14 protein-coding genes are annotated in these 20185 nt (G+C 37.9%); 7 read left to right on the forward strand and 7 right to left on the reverse strand.

Annotation, left to right across the window (positions count from 1 at the left end; all coding sequences use genetic code 11):
- Window positions 1-90 precede the first annotated feature (90 nt).
- The 4 genes from rplJ to pbpC all read right to left on the reverse strand — a co-directional run bounded on the left by rplJ (window position 91) and on the right by pbpC (window position 4736).
- Window positions 91-624 carry a 50S ribosomal protein L10 gene (rplJ, locus tag GVN22_RS13760; RefSeq protein ID WP_095161118.1) on the reverse strand — a complete coding sequence of 178 codons (534 nt, stop codon included), beginning with the start codon at window positions 622-624 and terminating at the stop codon, window positions 91-93.
- Between the two features lie 2 nt (window positions 625-626).
- Window positions 627-1325: a 50S ribosomal protein L1 gene (rplA, locus tag GVN22_RS13765; RefSeq protein ID WP_166551586.1), complete on the reverse strand. Its 699-nt coding sequence runs from the start codon at window positions 1323-1325 to the stop codon at window positions 627-629.
- Between the two features lie 108 nt (window positions 1326-1433).
- The gene (rplK, locus tag GVN22_RS13770) at window positions 1434-1871 is read right to left on the reverse strand and encodes a 50S ribosomal protein L11 (protein WP_166551587.1); all 438 of its coding nucleotides are present in this window, start codon (window positions 1869-1871) and stop codon (window positions 1434-1436) included.
- A gap of 540 nt (window positions 1872-2411) precedes the next feature.
- Window positions 2412-4736: a penicillin-binding protein 1C gene (gene pbpC / locus GVN22_RS13775; RefSeq protein WP_166551588.1), complete on the reverse strand. Its 2325-nt coding sequence runs from the start codon at window positions 4734-4736 to the stop codon at window positions 2412-2414.
- An 83-nt stretch (window positions 4737-4819) separates the two neighbouring features.
- Between pbpC and GVN22_RS13780 the strand changes: the two genes are divergently transcribed.
- Entirely contained in the window at window positions 4820-6220 is a 1401-nt protein-coding gene (locus GVN22_RS13780) for an MBL fold metallo-hydrolase RNA specificity domain-containing protein (RefSeq protein WP_166551589.1), read from the forward strand.
- Window positions 6221-6333: 113 nt separating this feature from the next.
- Here the strand turns inward: GVN22_RS13780 and GVN22_RS13785 are convergent, their stop codons facing one another.
- On the reverse strand, window positions 6334-7452 hold the full coding sequence (locus GVN22_RS13785; RefSeq protein ID WP_166551590.1) for a PLP-dependent aspartate aminotransferase family protein: 1119 nt from the start codon (window positions 7450-7452) through the stop codon (window positions 6334-6336).
- A 235-nt stretch (window positions 7453-7687) separates the two neighbouring features.
- Here GVN22_RS13785 and GVN22_RS13790 point away from each other — a divergent pair, with 235 nt between their 5' ends.
- Window positions 7688-9163 carry a Gfo/Idh/MocA family protein gene (locus GVN22_RS13790; RefSeq protein WP_166551591.1) on the forward strand — a complete coding sequence of 492 codons (1476 nt, stop codon included), beginning with the start codon at window positions 7688-7690 and terminating at the stop codon, window positions 9161-9163.
- 150 nt (window positions 9164-9313) lie between these two features.
- Here GVN22_RS13790 and GVN22_RS13795 read toward each other — a convergent pair whose 3' ends face one another.
- Entirely contained in the window at window positions 9314-9613 is a 300-nt protein-coding gene (locus GVN22_RS13795) for a LytTR family DNA-binding domain-containing protein (protein WP_166551592.1), read from the reverse strand.
- Window positions 9614-9920: 307 nt separating this feature from the next.
- Here GVN22_RS13795 and GVN22_RS13800 point away from each other — a divergent pair, with 307 nt between their 5' ends.
- The 5 genes from GVN22_RS13800 to GVN22_RS13820 all read left to right on the forward strand — a co-directional run bounded on the left by GVN22_RS13800 (window position 9921) and on the right by GVN22_RS13820 (window position 17821).
- The gene (locus tag GVN22_RS13800) at window positions 9921-10442 is read left to right on the forward strand and encodes a phosphoheptose isomerase (protein ID WP_166551593.1); all 522 of its coding nucleotides are present in this window, start codon (window positions 9921-9923) and stop codon (window positions 10440-10442) included.
- Window positions 10443-11052: 610 nt separating this feature from the next.
- Complete coding sequence (locus GVN22_RS13805) at window positions 11053-11655, forward strand: TetR/AcrR family transcriptional regulator (protein WP_166551594.1); 603 nt, start codon at window positions 11053-11055, stop codon at window positions 11653-11655.
- Between the two features lie 104 nt (window positions 11656-11759).
- On the forward strand, window positions 11760-13109 hold the full coding sequence (locus tag GVN22_RS13810) for a TolC family protein (RefSeq protein WP_205690895.1): 1350 nt from the start codon (window positions 11760-11762) through the stop codon (window positions 13107-13109).
- 32 nt (window positions 13110-13141) lie between these two features.
- Window positions 13142-14257: an efflux RND transporter periplasmic adaptor subunit gene (locus GVN22_RS13815; protein ID WP_166551595.1), complete on the forward strand. Its 1116-nt coding sequence runs from the start codon at window positions 13142-13144 to the stop codon at window positions 14255-14257.
- A 147-nt stretch (window positions 14258-14404) separates the two neighbouring features.
- A complete protein-coding gene (locus GVN22_RS13820; protein ID WP_205690896.1) occupies window positions 14405-17821 on the forward strand; it encodes an efflux RND transporter permease subunit in 3417 nt (1138 codons plus the stop codon).
- Between the two features lie 466 nt (window positions 17822-18287).
- Here GVN22_RS13820 and GVN22_RS13825 read toward each other — a convergent pair whose 3' ends face one another.
- Window positions 18288-20090 carry a DNA mismatch repair protein MutS gene (locus GVN22_RS13825; RefSeq protein ID WP_166551596.1) on the reverse strand — a complete coding sequence of 601 codons (1803 nt, stop codon included), beginning with the start codon at window positions 20088-20090 and terminating at the stop codon, window positions 18288-18290.
- Window positions 20091-20185: the final 95 nt, after the last annotated feature.

Genomic DNA, 20185 nt, shown 5'->3' on the forward strand with positions numbered 1-20185 from the left:
CGATTTTGATTTACTAATATGCGTTATATTGTGCTTGGAAGCCTCTTTCAAAGAGTATGCCTTCAAGGAAGAATGACCAATGGTCGGTTATTATCCTTCTCTTTCTGACAAAGTTTTCAAGATACCTGCCAATTTGCCTCCACTGCTTTGAAGAGCAGAAACAACGTTTTTCGCAGGAGATTGCAACAATCCAATGATGTCGCCAATCATCTCTTGTTTTGACTTCACATTTTCAAGAGCTACTAATTGATCTTCTCCGATGAACAAACCACCTTCGATAGATGCTCCTTTGAAACGGATTTTATCTTTACCAGCTTCTTTTTTGAAGTCTTTGATTAATTTAGCTGGAGTTTTAGGGTTTTCTGGTGAGAAAATTACACCTGACAAACCTTTCAAAACTGTTCCATTGAAAGCACTGTAATCAACACCAGTTGTTTCAAGTGCTTTAGCAATCAAAGTATTTTTAACAACACGGTATTCTAAACCACGTTGAAAACAAAGTCTTCTGAATGCGTTTACTTCTGCAACGGTCAACCCGCCGGTATCAGTGATGTAGAAGTATGGAGTAGCAGCGAACTTTTCGCTCAACTCACCAATAATGACTGCTTTTTCTTCTCTCGTCATGATTACAAACCGTTAACTGTTGCTTTGTCAATTTGAACACCTGGAGACATAGTTGAAGACAAATTGATTGACTGCACGTATGTACCTTTAGCTGAAGATGGCTTCAATTTCAACAAAGTGTTGATCAATTCTTGAGCGTTTTCAGCCAATTTAGAAGGTTCGAATGAAACCTTACCAATTGAAGTGTGAATGATACCAGTTTTGTCAACTTTGAAGTCGATTTTACCAGCTTTCACTTCTTTCACAGCTTGACCTACTTCCAAAGTCACAGTACCTGACTTAGGGTTTGGCATCAAACCACGTGGACCTAAAACACGACCTAAACGACCGATTTTAGCCATTACAGTTGGCATAGTAATGATTACATCAATGTCTGTCCAACCTTTTTCGATTTTTTGGATATATTCATCCAAACCAACGAAATCAGCACCAGCAGCTTTAGCTTCCTCTTCTTTGTCAGGAGTACAAAGTACTAATACACGTACATCTTTACCTGTACCGTGAGGCAATGCTACTACGCCACGTACCATTTGGTCGGCTTTACGAGGGTCAACCCCCAAACGAACGTCGATGTCTACTGAACTATCGAATTTCGTATATGAAATCTCTTTCAAAATCTCAGCCGCTTGCGTAAGTGAATACGCTTGCGTCTTGTCGTATTTCGAAAGAGCCTCTTTTTGTTTCTTTGTTAACTTAGCCATTATTTCTTTTCAATTTGAAAATTTGAAAATGTGCTAATTTGAAAAAGTTTAGATTTTGAAATGACGTATTTTTCAATCTTCTCATTTCCAAATCATCAAACCTTCAAATTAGAAAGGTTTTTCTCCTGTAACTGTGATACCCATAGAACGAGCTGTACCTGCTACCATGCTCATTGCTGCTTCTACTGTAAAGCAGTTTAAGTCTGGCATTTTAGTTTCAGCAATTGTACGTACTTGGTCCCAAGTTACAGAACCAACTTTTTTCAAGTTTGGCTGAGCTGAACCAATTTTCACCTTAGCAGCTTCCAAAATCAAAATTGGAGCAGGAGGAGTTTTTACTACGAAATCGAATGATTTGTCTTTGTAGTAAGTAATTAATACAGGTAGGATAACACCTGGTTTATCTTGTGTTCTGGCATTGAACTGCTTACAGAACTCCATGATATTCAAACCCTTAGAACCCAAAGCAGGACCGATTGGAGGTGAAGGGTTTGCTGCACCACCCTTGCACTGCAACTTAACGTAGCCAGCTATTTCTTTTGCCATTTCTTTGTAATGTCTTTAAATGTTGGATTGTGACGCTAAACTTTTTCGCAATACTGCGAAATTTAATGCCAAGATTGACTCCTCTCTGCCAGTTGGGGTGGAAGCTTTCCCTACCTGATTGAAGTCGGGCGTTTGGGTAAGAAAATTTGTAACTGAACTTTCTGATTTACAGCATCTTGCTCTATCTCACAACAGGCAAACGTTGTGCTGCTACCGAAACGGACTGCAAAATTACGGCTTTCTTCTTAATATACAAATAGTTATAAAAAAAAATTAGAGGATTTGACGTTTTTTCTTATTTCTACACCCTTTTTACTCAAATGATGTCTATTTAAACAGACCAAGTAAAATTGTAAGTAGGAGTTAGGATTTAGTTGTTGAGCTTTAATGCAAGGAATATCATTAATCTCGCTATTGGGGCATATTCACACATAAACTAACTTTTAAAGGGTATATTATCCTGCATCACGAAGGTTGATTTATGATTTTAGGTAACGGAGAGAACACTCTTTAAAAAGCATATTGATTTTGAATCAATCACTAATTTCTTTTTACCTGTATATAAATATGAGATGTTCGGCCTTTGTCGTCGGTGCATGAAATTTTTATATTTCCTGCCTCTGGATAAAAAAATGTTTCTTGTTGAGGTGCACTTTTCTGATAAAGCTTATCATTAATGTACCAATAGATCATTTTCACATCATTGCCGACTTGACAGCTCAGTTGTAGCTTTACCGCTTCATTGGGTTCTATCCAATATTCTGCGCCATCATTAGGCGACGAAATGATAGGGGCGTTGTTATTGAAAACTCTGGTACATTGTGGATTATGAGGTGGTATTTGTTCATACTGAATATGTCGTGTTTGGTACCATGCTATTAGCTCTGGCGCAAAAACAGGATATTGCTTTTGTACCATACCGCTATCTGGCATACAAACGGCACAATAACTTATCGTAGCTGAGGGGTTTACCCAAACAGCTTTGGTATGCGTACAACTTTGCGTATTAGATACACCCATAATGTAGTAGTCTGTGATTTGGTGATTACAATGTTCGCTTGGAATAGCACCTGTTTCAGCACAAACTTTTCGCATGGCCAAATTAGCGCTTGGACTAAACCATTTGGCAGAAGAATTATAATCAATCGTATTAAAAATATCTAGCAAAAGTGGTGTAGCAATATTGGCGCCTGAAAGCTCTGGCACGCCCTCTCCCGAGAAATTTCCAATCCATATTCCTAAAGTATATTTGGCGTTGTAACCAATACTCCAAGCATCTTTTTTACCAAAAGAAGTCCCTGTTTTCCAAGCAATTTTGGGCATTCGATAGGTATATTCATAATTGTTGGGTAAATCAGGACGGGTTATCTGACTGAGAATTTGGTTTATTAAAAACGTAGCATCTTCCGAAAGGATTTCTGTAGGTTTATTGGGATTTTCTTCTGCTAGTAAAGTAGCCTTCGTAAATGTTCCTTGATGGGCAAAACTGCTGAAAAGATTGGTTAATTCCTCCAAAGTAACACCACAACCTCCCAACGCTAGTGATAATCCTAGTTTCGAAGCACTTTTCTTAATCGTTTGAAATTCTGCCTTCTTTAGTTTTTCAATCATACTAGCTGTAGAAATATCTTTCAACAATTTTACCGCAGGAATATTAAGAGAATTTGCCAGAGCAAATTCGGCTGTAACTTTTCCATGAAATTGTTTATCAAAATTTTCGGGCTCAAAGCCTCCAAAATTGCTCGGCACATCGTTTATGGCTGATTTTGGTGTAATAATGCCCTTGTCAAAAGCAATTCCATATAATAAAGGTTTGAGCGTACTCCCAGGTGAACGAATCGCTCGGATACCATCTACTTGCCCACCATCTATAGGATTATTAAAATCCGCTGAACCCACGTAAGCTTCTACTTGTTTGGTTTGGTTATTGATCAGCAGAACCGCCGCATTGTGGATATTGATACCATACAATCTATTAACATAGTTTTGAACGATTTTTTCTAAGGTCAATTGTAGATTTCTATGCAAACTCGAATGTATCGTTGGCTCATTAGGATAAGTAGTTTTGAGTCGATAGGCAAGATGGGGAGCCAGCTTAGGAGCTTCGTGTCGTCGTACTTGTAAAGGCTCTGCCAAGGCATCTTCTATATCTTGGGACGCAAATAAATCAGCCTCAGCAAACCGCTGCAACCATTTATTTCTTTCCTGTAAAATATAAGTATTGTTTTTTCCCAATCTCAAACTCGAAGGTCGATTAGGAATAATGGTTAAGGCCGTCACTTCTGCCAAACTCAAAACATCTGGCGACTTTTGAAAATACAAAACGGACGCAGACTTTAGACCCTCGATATTAGAGCCATAAGGGACAAGGCTCAAATACATTTGGAGAATCTCATCTTTAGAATAATGTAATTCAAGTTGTATGGCTCGAATCATTTCGGTGATTTTATGCCAATAGGTTCGCTCTTGTGGATAGAGTAACCGTACTACTTGCATGGTGATGGTACTAGCACCAGAGGTGCGTCGTCTTTTGATAATATTGTTGAAAAAAGCACGACCCACAGCTATAGGATTAATGCCAAAATGATAACGAAACCAACGATCTTCTTTAAAGATTATAGCCTTTTCAAGGGTAGGGGTTATTTCTTTAAGTTCGGTTTGCATTCGCCATTTATCGTGAGGATTTAGAAAGGCATGCAATATTTTGCCATCAGAATCAGTAATTACTGTAGAATATAGAGGGTTAACTTTCACTGGAAAAGCAATATCTAAAACCATCAATAGCAATATTGCCGTAAAGAATATTCGCCAATTGCGTGATTGATAAAGGCGTTTTGCCCAATATTCTAGCTTTGATAGAGGCATTGAAAAAATGTTTTGATAAATTGTAAAAATAAGGCTTGTTTTATGAACAGCTAAGTAACTTAAAATTTCCTAGACTTGATAATATGAAAATTCAATTTCACGGAGCCGCACAACGAGTGACGGGCTCGAAGCACTTGCTAATTACTGAAAAAGGCACTAAAATTCTACTAGATTGTGGGTTATTTCAGGGTTTGAATACACAGGATATGAACCAAAAATTTGGGTTTGAACCATCCGAAATAGATTATGTCATTTTATCGCATGCTCATATCGACCATACGGGCTTGTTGCCTCGATTGGTTGCCAAAGGTTTTCAAGGACCGATTTTTTGTACCTCTGCTACCAAAGATTTAGCTACGTTATTGCTTGGAGATTCGGCAAGGATTCAAGAAAATGACTTGGCAAGAATCAATAAGCGTCGTGAAAAAAGGGGCGAAACTTTACTCGAAAATCTATATACTGAAGACGATGTAGCACAAACTATAGCGCAAATGCAAGCCGTCAATTTTCGTGAAGAGGTTTCAATCTGTGAAGAAGTATCAGCCTATTTTACCGATACGGGGCATATTCTTGGTTCGGCGGCCATTTCTTTAACAATCAAAGAAGGTGAAAAATCGATTCATGTTTTCTTTTCAGGAGATATTGGTCGACCACACGACAAAATTCTCAAAAGTCCAGAACCTTTTCCACAAGCTGACTATATCATTTGTGAGTCTACGTATGGTTCACGTTTGCATGAGCCCGAAGCTGATGTAAAGTCAAGTTTGCTCAAAATTGTAAAAAGAGTTTGTGTAGAACAAAAAGGCAAACTGATTATTCCTGCTTTTTCAATAGACCGTACTCAAGAGCTAGTTTATGCACTAGATCAGCTTGAAACCGAAGGGCATTTACCCAAAATTAAAGTATATGTAGACTCGCCGCTTTCGGTAAGCGCTACAATGGTCATGAAAAATCACCCCGAATGTTTTAATCCTGAAATATTAGCTTATCTCGAAAAAGGCGATGGTGATGCCTTTGGCTTCCCGAATCTACACTACATAAGTTCAGTGGAAGAATCCAAAAAATTGAACGATAGCCCAGAGCCTTGTATCATTATATCGGCATCAGGTATGGCAGAAGCTGGACGAATCAAACACCATATTGCTAATCATATAAACGATGTTCGTTGTTGTATTCTTTTGGTAGGATATACTTCTCCAGATAGTTTGGGAGGACAGTTAAAATCGGGGGCGAAACAGGTACATATTTTCGGAGAAAATCATGATGTCAGAGCAGAAGTGTTAGTGATGGACTCTTTCTCAGCTCATGCTGATTATCAAGAAATTATTTCTTATTTATCATGTCAAAATAAAGAAGAAGTCAAAACCATATTCTTGGTTCATGGCGAGCTAGATACACAAGAAATATTCAAAGGAAAATTAGAGAAAGAGGGATACCAACACATCGAAATCCCACAGATGCACCAAGAAATAGAACTTGATTAAAAGTATAGTTAAAGAATAAGCTTTGAGCTATCAGTAATCGAACAAAATCGGGAAAATGCTATTTTTTGTTTTTACCCGAAAGCCGAATCCTGAAAGCTCAAAGCTCTAATTGATTACTGAAGCGCCTGAGCCCAGTCAGCTATTAGATCTTCTATATTTTCTAAACCTACTGAAACGCGTAGCAAATTATCTGGCGTTGGACTTGTTGGTCCTTCAACCGATTTGCGATGCTCGATTAAACTTTCGACTCCTCCCAAACTCGTTGCGGTAGTAAACAATTGTAGTTTTCCAGTCACATTCATTGCATTGATAGCATCTCCCATTACTTGTACCGACAACATGGCTCCTGCCTGTGACATTTGTTTTTGAGCAATAGCATATTGCGGGTGTGATGGCAAGCCAGGGTAATGCACGGCTTCGATGGCTGGATGCTGTGCTAGATATTCTGCTAATTGTTGAGCATTGGAAGTTTGCGCTTTTACCCGTAAAGACAATGTTTTGATTCCTCTTGCCACCAACCAACATTCGAATGGAGAAGGAACTCCACCAGTCAATTTTTGGATTGTTCTAATTTTATTGGCTAATTCTCCATCTTCTTTTAAAATCAAGGCTCCACCCAATACGTCGCCATGTCCACCAAAATATTTTGTAGTTGAATGCATGACAATATCGGCTCCTAACAACAAAGGGCGTTGTAGCACAGGCGTCGCCCAAGTATTATCTACAGCGCATAAAGCTCCATGTTGATGTGCCAAATCTGCAATGGCTGCAATATCCGAAACCTTCAGCTGAGGGTTAGAGGGAGTTTCAAGCCAAATCAATCTAGTATTAGGCTGAATTGCATCCTTAACTGCCTCCAAATCGGTCGTATCTACTTTGGTCAGCGTAAGTCCCCAGTGCGAAAAAATTTCTTCGATCAATACATTTGTAGCAAAATAGGCGTCATCGGGTGTAATGATATGGTCACCAGACTTGAAAGACTGAAACAAGGCAGTTGTAGCGGCCATTCCCGAAGCAAAGGCAAATCCTACTTCTCCAGCTTCAAGAACAGCTAAACTTTTTTCTAGCAATTGGCGGTTTGGATTATCATTTCGCGCATAGATATACCCATGTGCATACGAGCCGTCAGTTTCTCTTTCAAAAGTAGTCGAGAGATATATAGGCGAAGCAACTGCACCTGCATTGGCATCGGTCATTTGGGTGCTTTTTATAGCTAATGTTTCAAAATTCATCGGAAATAGTCTTTGGTTAAAAGTTTGAGCTGAAGCAAATACCAGAATAAGCCTTTTAGGCTTTACAAATTTAATCTAGTATTTTGGATTTTGTAACAATTTACCGATACCGACATATAAGGACAACAAGTAATTCCTTTCATAATAGCTTTGAGTAAAGCACTTTTTAAGTATATTTATAAGTCCTTCAAAACGACCTATTGCGTCTTCTTTTTCAACCTAATTTTCTATTAAAATGACTGATTCAACAAAATTGCCATCAGGTAGTGCTGGCAGTTCATCAAGAAGAGACTTCCTCAAAGCCGCTTCTTTGACACTCGGAAGTTTTTACATTGTTCCTCGTCATGTGCTCGGCAAGGGCTACACGGCACCTTCTGACAAACTTAACATCGCAGCTATTGGTTGTGGTGGCAAAGGTTGGACAGACTTGAACGGCGCTTGGGATAATGGTCGTAACAATATCGCTACCTTATGCGATGTTGATGACCGTCAGGCGGCTAATGCCATCAAAAAATTCCCTAATGCTAAGTATTACAAAGACTTCAGAAAACTTTTAGAAGCCGAAAAAAATAACATTGACGCCGTGACTGTGTCTACACCAGACCATACGCACTATGTGATTGCTATGGCGGCTATGCAAATGGGAAAACATGTTTACGTACAAAAGCCTTTAGCTCATAACATTGCAGAGGTTCGTAAAATGACCATTGCAGCTCGTGAAAATAAGGTGGTAACGCAAATGGGTAATCAAGGTTCATCGGGCGATGGAGTTCGTCGTATGATGGAATGGTACAAAGCTGGCCTGATTGGAGAAGTAAATCGAGTGCATGCTTGGACAAACCGCCCTGTGTGGCCACAAGGCTTAGCCAAACCTCAAGGCAAATTTGATGTACCAAGCGAACTGGATTGGGATTTGTGGTTAGGACCAGCAGCCTATGAAGAATATAACCCTGGGTATCACCCATTCAACTGGCGTGGTTGGGTTAACTTCGGTACAGGCTCATTAGGCGATATGGCTTGTCACATGATGGACCCTCCTTATCGTGTACTAGGACTCGGGTATCCTTCAGAAGTAGAATGTAGCATTAGCGACGTGTGGACAGGACCTTTTAAACAAGGTTATTTTCCAGAAAGCTTCCCAGCGTCATCTATGATTCACCTCAAATTTCCAAGAAAAGGAAAAGAGCCTGTAAAAATGACTTGGTATGACGGAGGACTTATGCCTGAACGTCCAGAAGAAATTCCTGCCGATGTAAAACTAGGTGACTGGAGCGGCGGAGTGTTACTAATAGGGACTAAAGGTGTAATGATGTGTGGCGTATATGGTGCAAATCCATCGCTTTGGCCAGAAGCCAAACTCAAGGAAAAGGGTGATAAACTTCCTATTTCTATTCCAAGAGTTGTGGGTGCCGACAACGAAGGACATTATCAGCAATGGCTACAAGCTTGTCGTGATGGATATGGCAAACATCAACCGTTAAGTTCATCATTTGACTATGCAGGCCCTATGTCCGAAACAGTATTGATGGGTAATTTGGCCATTCGTAGTTATTTCTATCGTACTCCGAAAAAGGATAAACAATGGCTACAAGAATATGATTATCCAGGACGTAAAAAACTATTATGGGATGGTGAAAATATGCGTATTACCAATTTTGATGAAGCTAATCAATTTGTAAAAAGAGAATATCGTCAAGGTTGGAGTATGTAAGTATTATTTTGGATTTGAGATTTCCATAAAGTTCTAATTTTTCAAAATTTTACCTAATAAAAAAGGAGTGGCTCATACGAGTCACTCCTTTTTTATTAGGTAAAACAGTATAAATTTTCACATTAGTATCTCGTTATTTCCAATCAGTTTCTAAAGATTACCTCGTCTACGACGGGCAATTGGTAAAATACTCTTATCGAGCAATTCAACATAGTCGCGATGTACAACGCGAATGTACTGGCGATTGACGAGGTGCTTACGGCTAATTCGAACAAATCCTTCGTCGGTTTTGGTAGCAACGCGTCCTATGGTCTGAGCCATAACGTCTTTTCTACCTGTCTGTAAATGCACGAAGGTGTAATTAATAGAACCTTCGAAATACATAATGTCTTGGGAAAAATAGAAATATTTCCTCCCAATGGTCAAGTGGGTTGGGCAATTGTTGTTCATAAGAGGGATGTTGAGCTATTAATTTTTGACATACAAGGTTTATGCAAATATCAAATTAGAGGATATGGCATCAAATACTTAGCATTCAGTATTTTAACAAACGGCACTAAAAATGAATTGTACAAAATGGAGATATTCTTTAAGGAAAAACGAAATTATTTTAAGGTGCTTTATCTGTAAGCAAAGGGTTGTAACTTTGTGTGTATAATCACGCTATGTTGTATTGCATAGCGCCTCAACAGGGTATAAATTTCACAAGATGATCTCTTTGTGATGATTACATATCCATTCAATTAACAATTATCTTATGAACCTAAACATCTCTCCCAACTCAAGTAAAGAAGAAATTTTCGAACAAATCGCTGCGGAATTAAATACGCTTGGTTTTAATGTAGTTAAACAAGACCAAACCCGTCCTTGGGGTGGTTTTTTTGTTATTGACGAAACTCAAGCTCCTGCTTTTGCTAGTACGTATTTTCCTCATTTGGAAATGTCTGACATTCAGATTACTAATAAATTAAGCCCAAAGATTTTGGTTGTTGCACCAGAAAAACGCCTTTCTTGGCAATACCATTTCCGTCGTGCTGAGATTTGGAAAGTCATTGCAGGAACGACTGTAGGCGTAAAAATCAGCCCAACTGACGAAGAAGGCGATGAAGTAAAAAGATTAGAATCTGGTAGCTTTATTCAAATGGATAAAGGCGAACGCCATAGATTAATCGGTTTGGAGTCGTGGGGAGTTGTTGCAGAAATTTGGCAACATACTGACCCAGAAACACCATCTGACGAGGAAGACATCGTTCGTTTACAAGATGACTTTGGTAGATAAGAATGAATGTAACGCTTTATGCAGTAAGCCGTAGGCATTAGGCAAAAAAGCTTTCATTATTTTAAGAGAAACTATTTTCAACATTTAGCCTACGGCATAAAGCTTAATGCCTATTGCGGGTATTTGCCCACTAACTTAATTCTAGTATCATCATTGATTGACTGTAAGCTTTCAGAAAAAATTGTTTATCTCAAGAGTACATAAGACTTCATATCTTTGATTTTGAGTACCTTCTGATTATATCACAAACTTTTTGAAAGTTTATAGTTTTTCTTATAGTAATTCATTAACATCTTGATGTTTATCCATTCTCCTTTTCCTTCTCCTTCTTCAAGTAAGCCTAAATAAAATACAATTTGTTATAAAATTTCATAATATAATTACATTATACAAAATCTTCTTTATCAACATTTTACCACTTATCCATACCCATTTCCATTCATCATACTGGTAGAACATTTCTACAAAAAATCACAGAAAACTTTGAACCTTTTTAAAGTTTCCATAGTTTTGCCTTCAGAAACTATTCAAATCATGAAAGTTTCCAACCTCTGATAAACTTGCAAAACCTACCATATAATCAGGTCATTAGCAATTTTACATATTAGAAATGAAGGAAAGAATTATTGAAACTAGCGGTCGTTTGTTTATGCGTTATGGAGTAAAATCTATAACGATGGACGACATTGCCAAAGAGTTGGGGATTTCTAAGAAAACCATTTATCAACATTTTTCGGATAAAGACGAGATAGTTTTTCAGGTTGCAGTACATCAATTAGAAGAAGATAAGTGTGAGTACCAAACCATGAATGACAGTTCGAAGAATGTGGTCGAAAAAATGGTTAAAACTATTGAAATGCTCAAAAAGTCGTTTTGCGAAATCAATCCAACGATGCTTTACGACATCAAGAAATATCACCCTCGTGCATGGAATTTATTCATGGAGCACAAACAGAATTTTATTCTGACTCAGATGATTAAAGACCTTGAAAAAGGTATTGCTGACGGGTTGTTTAGACCAGAAATTAAAGTAGAAATTATAGCCAAACTACACTTAGAATCAATTTTTATTGCATTTGACATGCAAGTTTTTCCACCTGATAGATTTTCGTTTATTGAAGTTCAAATCGCCTTGATTGACCATTTCATCAGAGGTGTATTGTCGGACGAAGGTCTCAAACTCTATAATAACTATCTCAATCTATTGAGTTAATGAGTAATTGCCTTTCTATTACTTAAGGCACTTGAGTAATCCTCTTTTAACAGATACTCGTAGCATATATGTTCTTTAAAAATTTACTAATTATCTAGTCAAAAATGAAAACTAAACTTAAAAGTAGCTTACTGACTTTCAGTATATTGCTTACTTCGGTAGTAGCTCGTGCCCAACAAAGCTACACCCTTAAGGAGGCGATAGATTATGCAGTAAAGAACCATTCGAATGTAAAAACCGCACAACTTGATGTATTGAATGCCAGTGCTAAGGTAAATGAAATCAAAGCAATGGGCTTGCCACAAGTAAATGCAAATATTGGTTACACCAACAACCTTATCATCCAAAGGGTATTTATTCCAGCCAAAACATTTGACCCAAATGCCAAAGAAGGCGATGTAGTAGCAGCTGAATTTGGTGTACGTAATAGTGGTAATGCCGTTGCAAGCTTGAGCCAGTTATTATTTGATGGTTCGTATACCTTAGGCTTAAAAGCCGCAGATGTTTACAAAGAACTATCGGCTAAGTCTCTCACGCAAACCAAACAGCAAATTGCTGAAAATGTTACGAAGGCCTATTACGGTATTCTTGTCAATGAAGAGCGTTTAGAAATTCTTAAGCTCAATATGGGTCGCCTTGACTCTCTTTTCAACCAGACTAAAGCCTTGAATCTACAAGGATTTGTTGAAAAGCTTGACGTACAACGTTTAGAGGTACAAAAGAATAATCTTTCTATTGAGTACAAAAATGTAGAACGTTTACAAGAATTAAGTTACAACTTGCTCAAATTTCAGATGGGTTTACCCCTAACTGAACCAGTGGTAGTTACCGACAAATTGAGCAGTGTCAACTTAAATGAGTTTTTACCAGAAAACGAAACTCCTTTCCAATATGGTGACCGTATAGAATATTCGATGTTGCAAACACAAGATCGTTTGGCTCAACTAGATTTGAAAAACCAAAAAGCAGGTTATTTGCCAAAAGTATTTCTTACAAGTACGTATGGCTATTCGACGGGTCGTCCACAATTTGGTGACTTAATTACGAAACCTTGGTTTAACGCCGCTACACTTGGCTTCTCTATCCAAGTTCCAATCTTTGATGGTTTTGCCAAAAAATACAAGATTATCCAATCTGCCAATGCTGTACAGAAGATTAAAGAAAACTTTACCTTCTTACAAAATAGTATTGACTTACAGGTAAAACAAGGTCAAATTACCTTGAAAAATGCCTATGAAACGCTTCAAGAACAAAAGCATAATATGGATTTGGCAAAAGAGGTTGTTCGTGTAACCAAAATCAAATATGAACAAGGTGTTGGCACAAACTTAGAATTAGTCAATGCTGAATCATCATACAAAGAAGCTCAAAACAATTATTTTGCTACTTTATATAACGTCCTAATTGCTAAAGTTGATCTTGACAAAGCCAAAGGCAAGTTATTTGTAGAATAATCCCTAATACTAAAAATCGCAAAAAAGAAATAATGAAAAAGCAATACTTAGCAATAGCCTCTGCCTTATTCTTATTGGCAGCCTGCAATAAATCAACTGATAAAAAAGCGGAATTAGAAGCCCTAAAATCTCAGAAGCAAGAAATTGAAGCTAAAATTAAAGGCTTAGAAAAAGAGTTAGGTAAAACAGAGAAAAAAGAAGAACAGAAAATCGTAGCAGTATCTGTAAGCCCAATTCAAGCACAAAGCTTCAAGCATTTCGTAGAAGTTCAAGGTTTGGTAAGCTCTGAAAACATTGTACAGGTTACCCCACAAATGAGTGGACAATTGACTAGCGTTTTAGTAACGGTAGGTCAAGCTTTGAAAAAAGGACAATTAGTAGCCACTGTCGACAATACTGTTTTAAAACAGTCTATGGCTGAAATCAAGCAACAATTAGACTTAGCCGTTACACTTTTCAACAAGCAAAAAGCACTTTGGGATCAACAAATTGGTACTGAAGTACAATACCTTCAAGCAAAAGCTAATAAAGAAGCACTCGAAAAACGTATCGTAACGATGGAAGCTCAATTGGCGATGACTAAAGTATATGCGCCAATCGCTGGAACAGTTGAGGTTGTTCGCCAGAAAGTAGGTGAAATGGGTATGCCAGGACAACCTATTTTCCAATTAGTAAATGTAGGTAATTTGAAAGTTGTAGGTAAAGTAGCAGATACCTATTTGGGTTCTGTAAAACGTGGTGATGCCCTAAATGTGAAATTCCCAGATATTAACAAGGAATTGAATACAAAAGTAGGCGTAGTTGACGCCTTAGTTGATCCAGTTTCAAGAACTTTTGGCGTAGAAGCTAAAGTACCAAACTTGGGCGGTCAATTAAAGCCTAACCAAGTAGCTATCATGACGATTAATGACTTGTCAAAAGCAAACTCAATCGTGATTCTTCAAAACTTAATTCAGAATACAGAATTAGGCAATATCGTTTATGTAGCTGTTACCGAAAATGGTAAAAAAGTAGCACGTGGTCGTAAAGTAAAAACTGGTTTGAGCTATAATGGCAATATCGAAATCCTTGAAGGACTTTCAGCAGGTGAACTTTTGATTACGCAAGGATACCAAGACTTAGTTGATGGAACTCCTTTGAGTTACTAATCCACACGAGCCTTAAGAATGTGGATAACTTTTATTTATCCACATTCCAATCTCAATAATAGCATTTCTAAAGATAAATAGGCAAGCCATTGGCTTGTCGGCAGACCATAGCGCCAAGCCAATGGCTGTATAACTATCTCTATTAAAATGGAAAATCAAGAAAAAGATATACAAGAATTACCTCATGGTAGTGGTGGAATCTATAAGATGATTGGATGGCTTGCTTCCAACCAAACCACTGTTTACCTTTTCACCTTTATGGTGTTTTTAGCGGGTTTAGGTATCTACGGAAGCCTTCCCAAAGAGCAATTCCCAGACATTAAAGTACCACAGATTTATGTGCAAACTGTCTACTTTGGTACAACTCCTGCGGATATTGAAAACGTAATCAACAAACCCATTGAAAAGCAATTAAAAACGATTCAAGGGGTAAAACGTATCAAATCAAATGCCTTGCAAGATGTCTCGGTTATTTTGATTGAATTTAACCCCAATGTAAAGGTTGAGGATGCGTTACAGCGTGTGCGTGATGCGGTAGATAAATCGAAGAAAGATTTACCTCAAAAGCTAGATTCAGGACCAACGGCACAAGATGTGAACTTCTCGGAATTCCCGATTATGAACATCAACTTGGCGGGTAATTATCCTTTAGGAAAGCTAAAAGATTATGCAGAAGAATTACAAGATTTGATTGAAGGTTTACCTGAAATTACCCGTGTAGATATCGTCGGTGCATTGAATCGTGAAATTCAAATCAACCTAGACTTATACAAAGCGCAGGCTTCAGGATTATCTTTTACAGATATTCAAATGGCTGTTCAAGGTGAAAACATCAACATTTCGGGTGGTGATCTTAATGTCGATGGCGTACGCCGTACACTTCGTGTAAAAGGAGAATTCAAAACGGTTGACCAAATCGCTAACATCATGTTGCGTTCGTCATCAGGTGCAATGATTCGCTTAGGTGACGTTGCAGAGGTAATAGACAGTCATGAGGAGCGTCAGGATTTTGCTCGCTTAGATAACCGTTCGGTTATTACCCTTAACGTTATTAAGCGTAGTGGAGCCAACTTGATTTCGGCTTCAGAGCAAATTGAAAAGATTTTGGACAAATATGAGGAAACTCGTTTACCACAAGGTGTAAAAGTACAAATCACTGCCGATTCATCAGAACGTACAAAGTCCGATATTGATGACTTAGTGAATACCGTAATTCTAGGCTTTCTATTTGTAGTATTCGTCCTAATGTTCTTTATGGGTGTTCGCGATGCCATCTTTGTAGGTCTGTCGGTACCATTATCAGCGTTGATTGCCTTTATTCCTTTGTATTTCTCAGGGTTCACGCTCAATACTATCGTATTATTTGCTTTCTTACTAGGTTTGGGTATTGTGGTAGACGATGCCATTGTGGTAATCGAAAACTCACACCGTATTTTTAACCAATTCCGTAAGTTGAGCATTGTTGAAGCCGTAAAATTAGCGGCATCAGAGGTATTCTTACCAGTATTGTCAGGTACGCTTACCACGATTGCACCATTTGTACCTTTATTGTTTTGGCCAGGTATTGTAGGTGAGTTTATGAAATTCTTACCTATTACCTTGATTTATACGTTGTTTGCTTCCTTGTTGGTGGCTTATGTAATGAACCCTGTGTTTGCGGTATCGTTTATGAAACGCCACGACGAAGAAACACACCATGTAGAAGGTATTAAGTCTTTGCAAAAGCCTCTGATTGTTATGGGATTGTTGGCGGTAGTGGGTTATTTCATCAACTTTGGACTTGGTAACTTGTTTGTGTTTATCCTTGCATTATACCTTTTCAACCACTTTATCTTATCGCCAAAAATCATCGTACCTTTCCAAGAAACAGCACTTCCTGCATTCAAAAATCGTTATCGTGCGGTTGTTGCTTGGGTAATTCATGGCAAACGTCCGATTGGTGTTGTAATTGCTACTTTTGGTTTATTGATATTTACTTTCATCATGATGGGAATTGTGCAACCAAAAGTAATTTTCTTCCCTAGTGGTGACCCTGACTATGTGTATATCTACAACGTAATGCCTGTAGGTACCGATGCACGCAAAACTGACTCGATCACGAAGATTATTGAGAAAAGAGTATTCAATATTATCAAGAAAAACAAAGCCGAAATAGCTGTTAACTCAGTAATCTCGAACGTAGGTAAAAACGCAGGTGACCCAACGAACCCAGATCGTTCGGCTACTCCACAAAAATCAAAAGTGACGGTAGCATTTGTGAAAAAGACAGAACGTGGAGAAATTTCGTCGGAAAGTATTTTGCAAGAAATTCGTGATGAGCTTAAAAAATCTCCTATTCCTGGCAGTGAGATTTCAGTAGAAAGAGAGCGTAATGGTCCTCCAACTGGTAAGCCAATTGCCATTGAAATCGCTGGGGATGACTTTACGGTTTTACAAAAACTTGAAAAAGACGTTAAAGAAAGAATCGAAAAGTCAGGAATCAAAGGTATTGATGAACTAAAAAGTGATTTGATTACCAACAAGCCTGAAATCATCGTTGACGTTGATAAGCAAAAAGCTCAAAGAGAAGGGATTTCTTCTTCACAAGTAGCCTTGGCGATTCGTACAGCGTTATTTGGTTCGGAGATTTCAAAATTCCGTGATGATAAAGATGAATATCCAATCCAGTTGCGTATCAAACAAAGCGACCGTAATCAAATCGAAAAACTGTTGAGTTTGAATATCACTTATCGTGATATGACCATGGGAGGTGTTTTGCGCCAAGTACCATTGAACTCCATTGCAACGATTAGTTACTCAACTACCTTTAGTCAAATCAATCGTAAGAATCAGCAACGTGTTGTAACGCTAGGTTCGGATGTAGTAGCAGGTTATAACGCTAACCAAATTGTAGCACAAATCAATGATTTGATTAAGGATATAGAAATTCCGAGTGGATATACTGTGAAAATGGGTGGGGAGCAAGAAGAACAAGCCGAAACTGCCAACTTCTTAGGAACGGCTTTTGGTGGTGCTATTTTGTTAATTTTCTTGATTTTGACCATTCAGTTTAACTCTATTTCAAAACCAATCATCATTTTCGGTACCATCTTGTTATCATTGATTGGTGTATTGTTAGGCTTTATGGTATTCGGAATGACATTCTCTGTAATCATGTCGGGCGTAGGTATTATTGCCTTAGCGGGTATTGTAGTGAAAAACGGTATCCTCCTTATAGAATTTACCGACGAGCTTCGAGGTCGTGGATATGAATTAAAAGAAGCCATTATCGAAGCTGGTAGTGTGCGTTTGACTCCAGTATTGTTGACAGCCTCTGCCGCTATCTTGGGTCTTGTACCATTAGCAGTAGGTTTGAGTATCGACTTCGTAACGATGTTTACCGAATTCAATCCACATATTGCTTTTGGTGGTGACAGTGCGGTATTCTGGGGTATTTTGGCTTGGACTATTATCTTCGGTTTGAGCTTCTCGACAGTACTTACACTTGTAATCGTACCTTGTATGTATTACATCAACGAACGAGTTCGTACCAAGTACTTCCGTAAGAAACCAGCAGTAGAGTAAAATTTAGTGAATTTAGATTGAGAGAATGAGTGATTATTCTTTCAATCTAAATTCACCAGTAGAGACGCAATGCTTTGCGTCTCAAAGAAGTGTCATGTTGAAATATAGTATTAAAAAAGGCGGTCGAAATTAGTTTTTCGACCGCCTTTTTTAATGAATAGCAATAAGATAACTCGAAAGGAATTGTACTTCGCAAACCATAGAGGAGCAAAGACCTTTTATGAGATTTAGTCTATCCATAACCCACCGATGATTGATATGAACTGAATTTATCAATCATAAAATGGCATATTTATGATTGATAAAAGTTATTTTATTCCTCATTTCCCTAAAAAGATACCTTTTAGGCTGTAAGGCATTAGGCAAAAAAGCTTAAATTCTTTCATAAATAACTATTTAACTTTTAGCTTACAGCGTATAGCTTAATGCCTATTGCAGGTAAAATCAATTTAATTTTACCCTTTCCTTACATCTTTATCCCAATCTGAGCCATCAGCTGACTTGCATTGAAACTTCTACAAATTCCTTGTTTGAGTGTGTAATCAAAAACTAATTTGCCATCTCTTACTTCTGATGAAAAACTATAATTTTTAACAAAACCTTTTTCACTAAACTCGTCTCCCAAATCAACATCATGGGTCGAAATAAAACCTGAGGCTTGAGCTTGATGCAATTGGAGCATCAGGGCCTTTGCGCCATCGTGACGGTCTTTTGAATTGGTACCTTTTAAGATTTCGTCTAGAAAATAAAAAGTTGGTAAGCTTTGCTTTTCGTTTACCCAATCGATTAATTGTTTTAAGCGCTTGAGTTCTGCATAGAATGATGATGTATCTTCTTCCAAAGAATCTTGAGTACGCATACTAGTAAATACTTGCATCACTGAGCATTCAAACTGTTGGGCACACACCACACTTCCAGTCAATGCCAAAATAGTATTGAGAGCTACTGTACGTTGGAAGGTACTTTTTCCAGACATATTTGAGCCAGTAATAATCACGCATTGGCCAAGCCCAGCAATCTGAATATCATTACAAACACGCTTCTCGGCCTTAATTAAAGGGTGCCCCAATTGTGTAGCATGAATGATAAAATCTTTATTAGCAATTTGGGGTATAACATGAGAGGGATTTGCAAAACTATGTCCAGCCAAACTATTCAGTGCTTCAAATTCGCTCACAATAGTAATCCAATGTCCCAAATGATTTTGATGTTTGGCACGCCAATTTTCCAAATGAATAAAATAACGTAAATCCCAAAGTGTCAACATACCCACAGAGAGTGCAAAAATAGGGTTTTGTCGATTGCCAATTCTTTCCAACAACACACTCAATTCTTGAATATGTGCAGTAGCTTGATTGACTTCAGCTTGTAGCTTTTGTAAATGAGGATGTTTAAATGCGGGTACTGCAATACTTTTACACAAATTCGCATACGCTTTTAGCACATTAGCCACCGAAGAAGTTTTATCGAGATATTGACTAAGTAATCCACTGACTTTTCTAAGAATAAATCCATGAATAATAAACACTGCCAATATCCATTGTAAAGGCAAAATATCAATGATACATGCCAACACTACAGGAATACTGAGATATGGCAAGTAGAGTAAATATTGTAAAGATTTTTGTTTTAAAATCTCAAATGAAGGTAGTTGAAGCCACTCAAGAATAGGGGTAATAGGTTGATGTACATCTTCAATTTGCCAAGCGTCTACCTCTAGATCTTGTCGCCAATCAATCAGCTCTTTCAATTCAGATGAGGTCTCTTGACGAGTTAAGATTGTTGCTTGCTCGGCTGGAGTTTGTAGCCAATCAGCCAATACCTCCGCGCCTTTGTAGGTACGTGTACGATTGAGCAATTTGAATATGGAATGCTTTCCAAAAATATCTAAATCTGAAGCATAAAAATGTTGTACTTGGGCGTAAATCTCCCCTGTTTCTTGCCGCACAAATTTCCCCTGCAAGCGGAGCGATTCGTCTTCATTAAGATTGGCTAATAGCTGATAACGCAGCTTTTGTGCCTTGATGGCCAAATGCTTGTTGATCATCCAAAGAAATATCCCAAAACCAAGGAACAAAATCCCTAAAAATACCCAAGGAGATAATGCTTCGAATGCCCAATAAGATAGTCCCAACCAAGCAATAAAATATACAGCTCGGACAATTGCCCATTGATTATATTGAGCTTGTGTTTGAGCTTGAAGCGATTCAAAATGTTGTTGTCTTTTTTGAAAAAAGTCAATTTGTGTAGTGATGGGATTTGATGACATACTGGAAACCGAACTCTTTTAATCAGGATTTTTTGAAAATATTTGTATTAAAATCTGAATGCAAGTTAAGCCATGAAATATTACCTATAATCACA

This window comes from Cellulophaga sp. BC115SP, assembly GCF_009905545.1.
GTDB classification, from domain to species: domain Bacteria; phylum Bacteroidota; class Bacteroidia; order Cytophagales; family Spirosomataceae; genus Flectobacillus; species Flectobacillus rivi.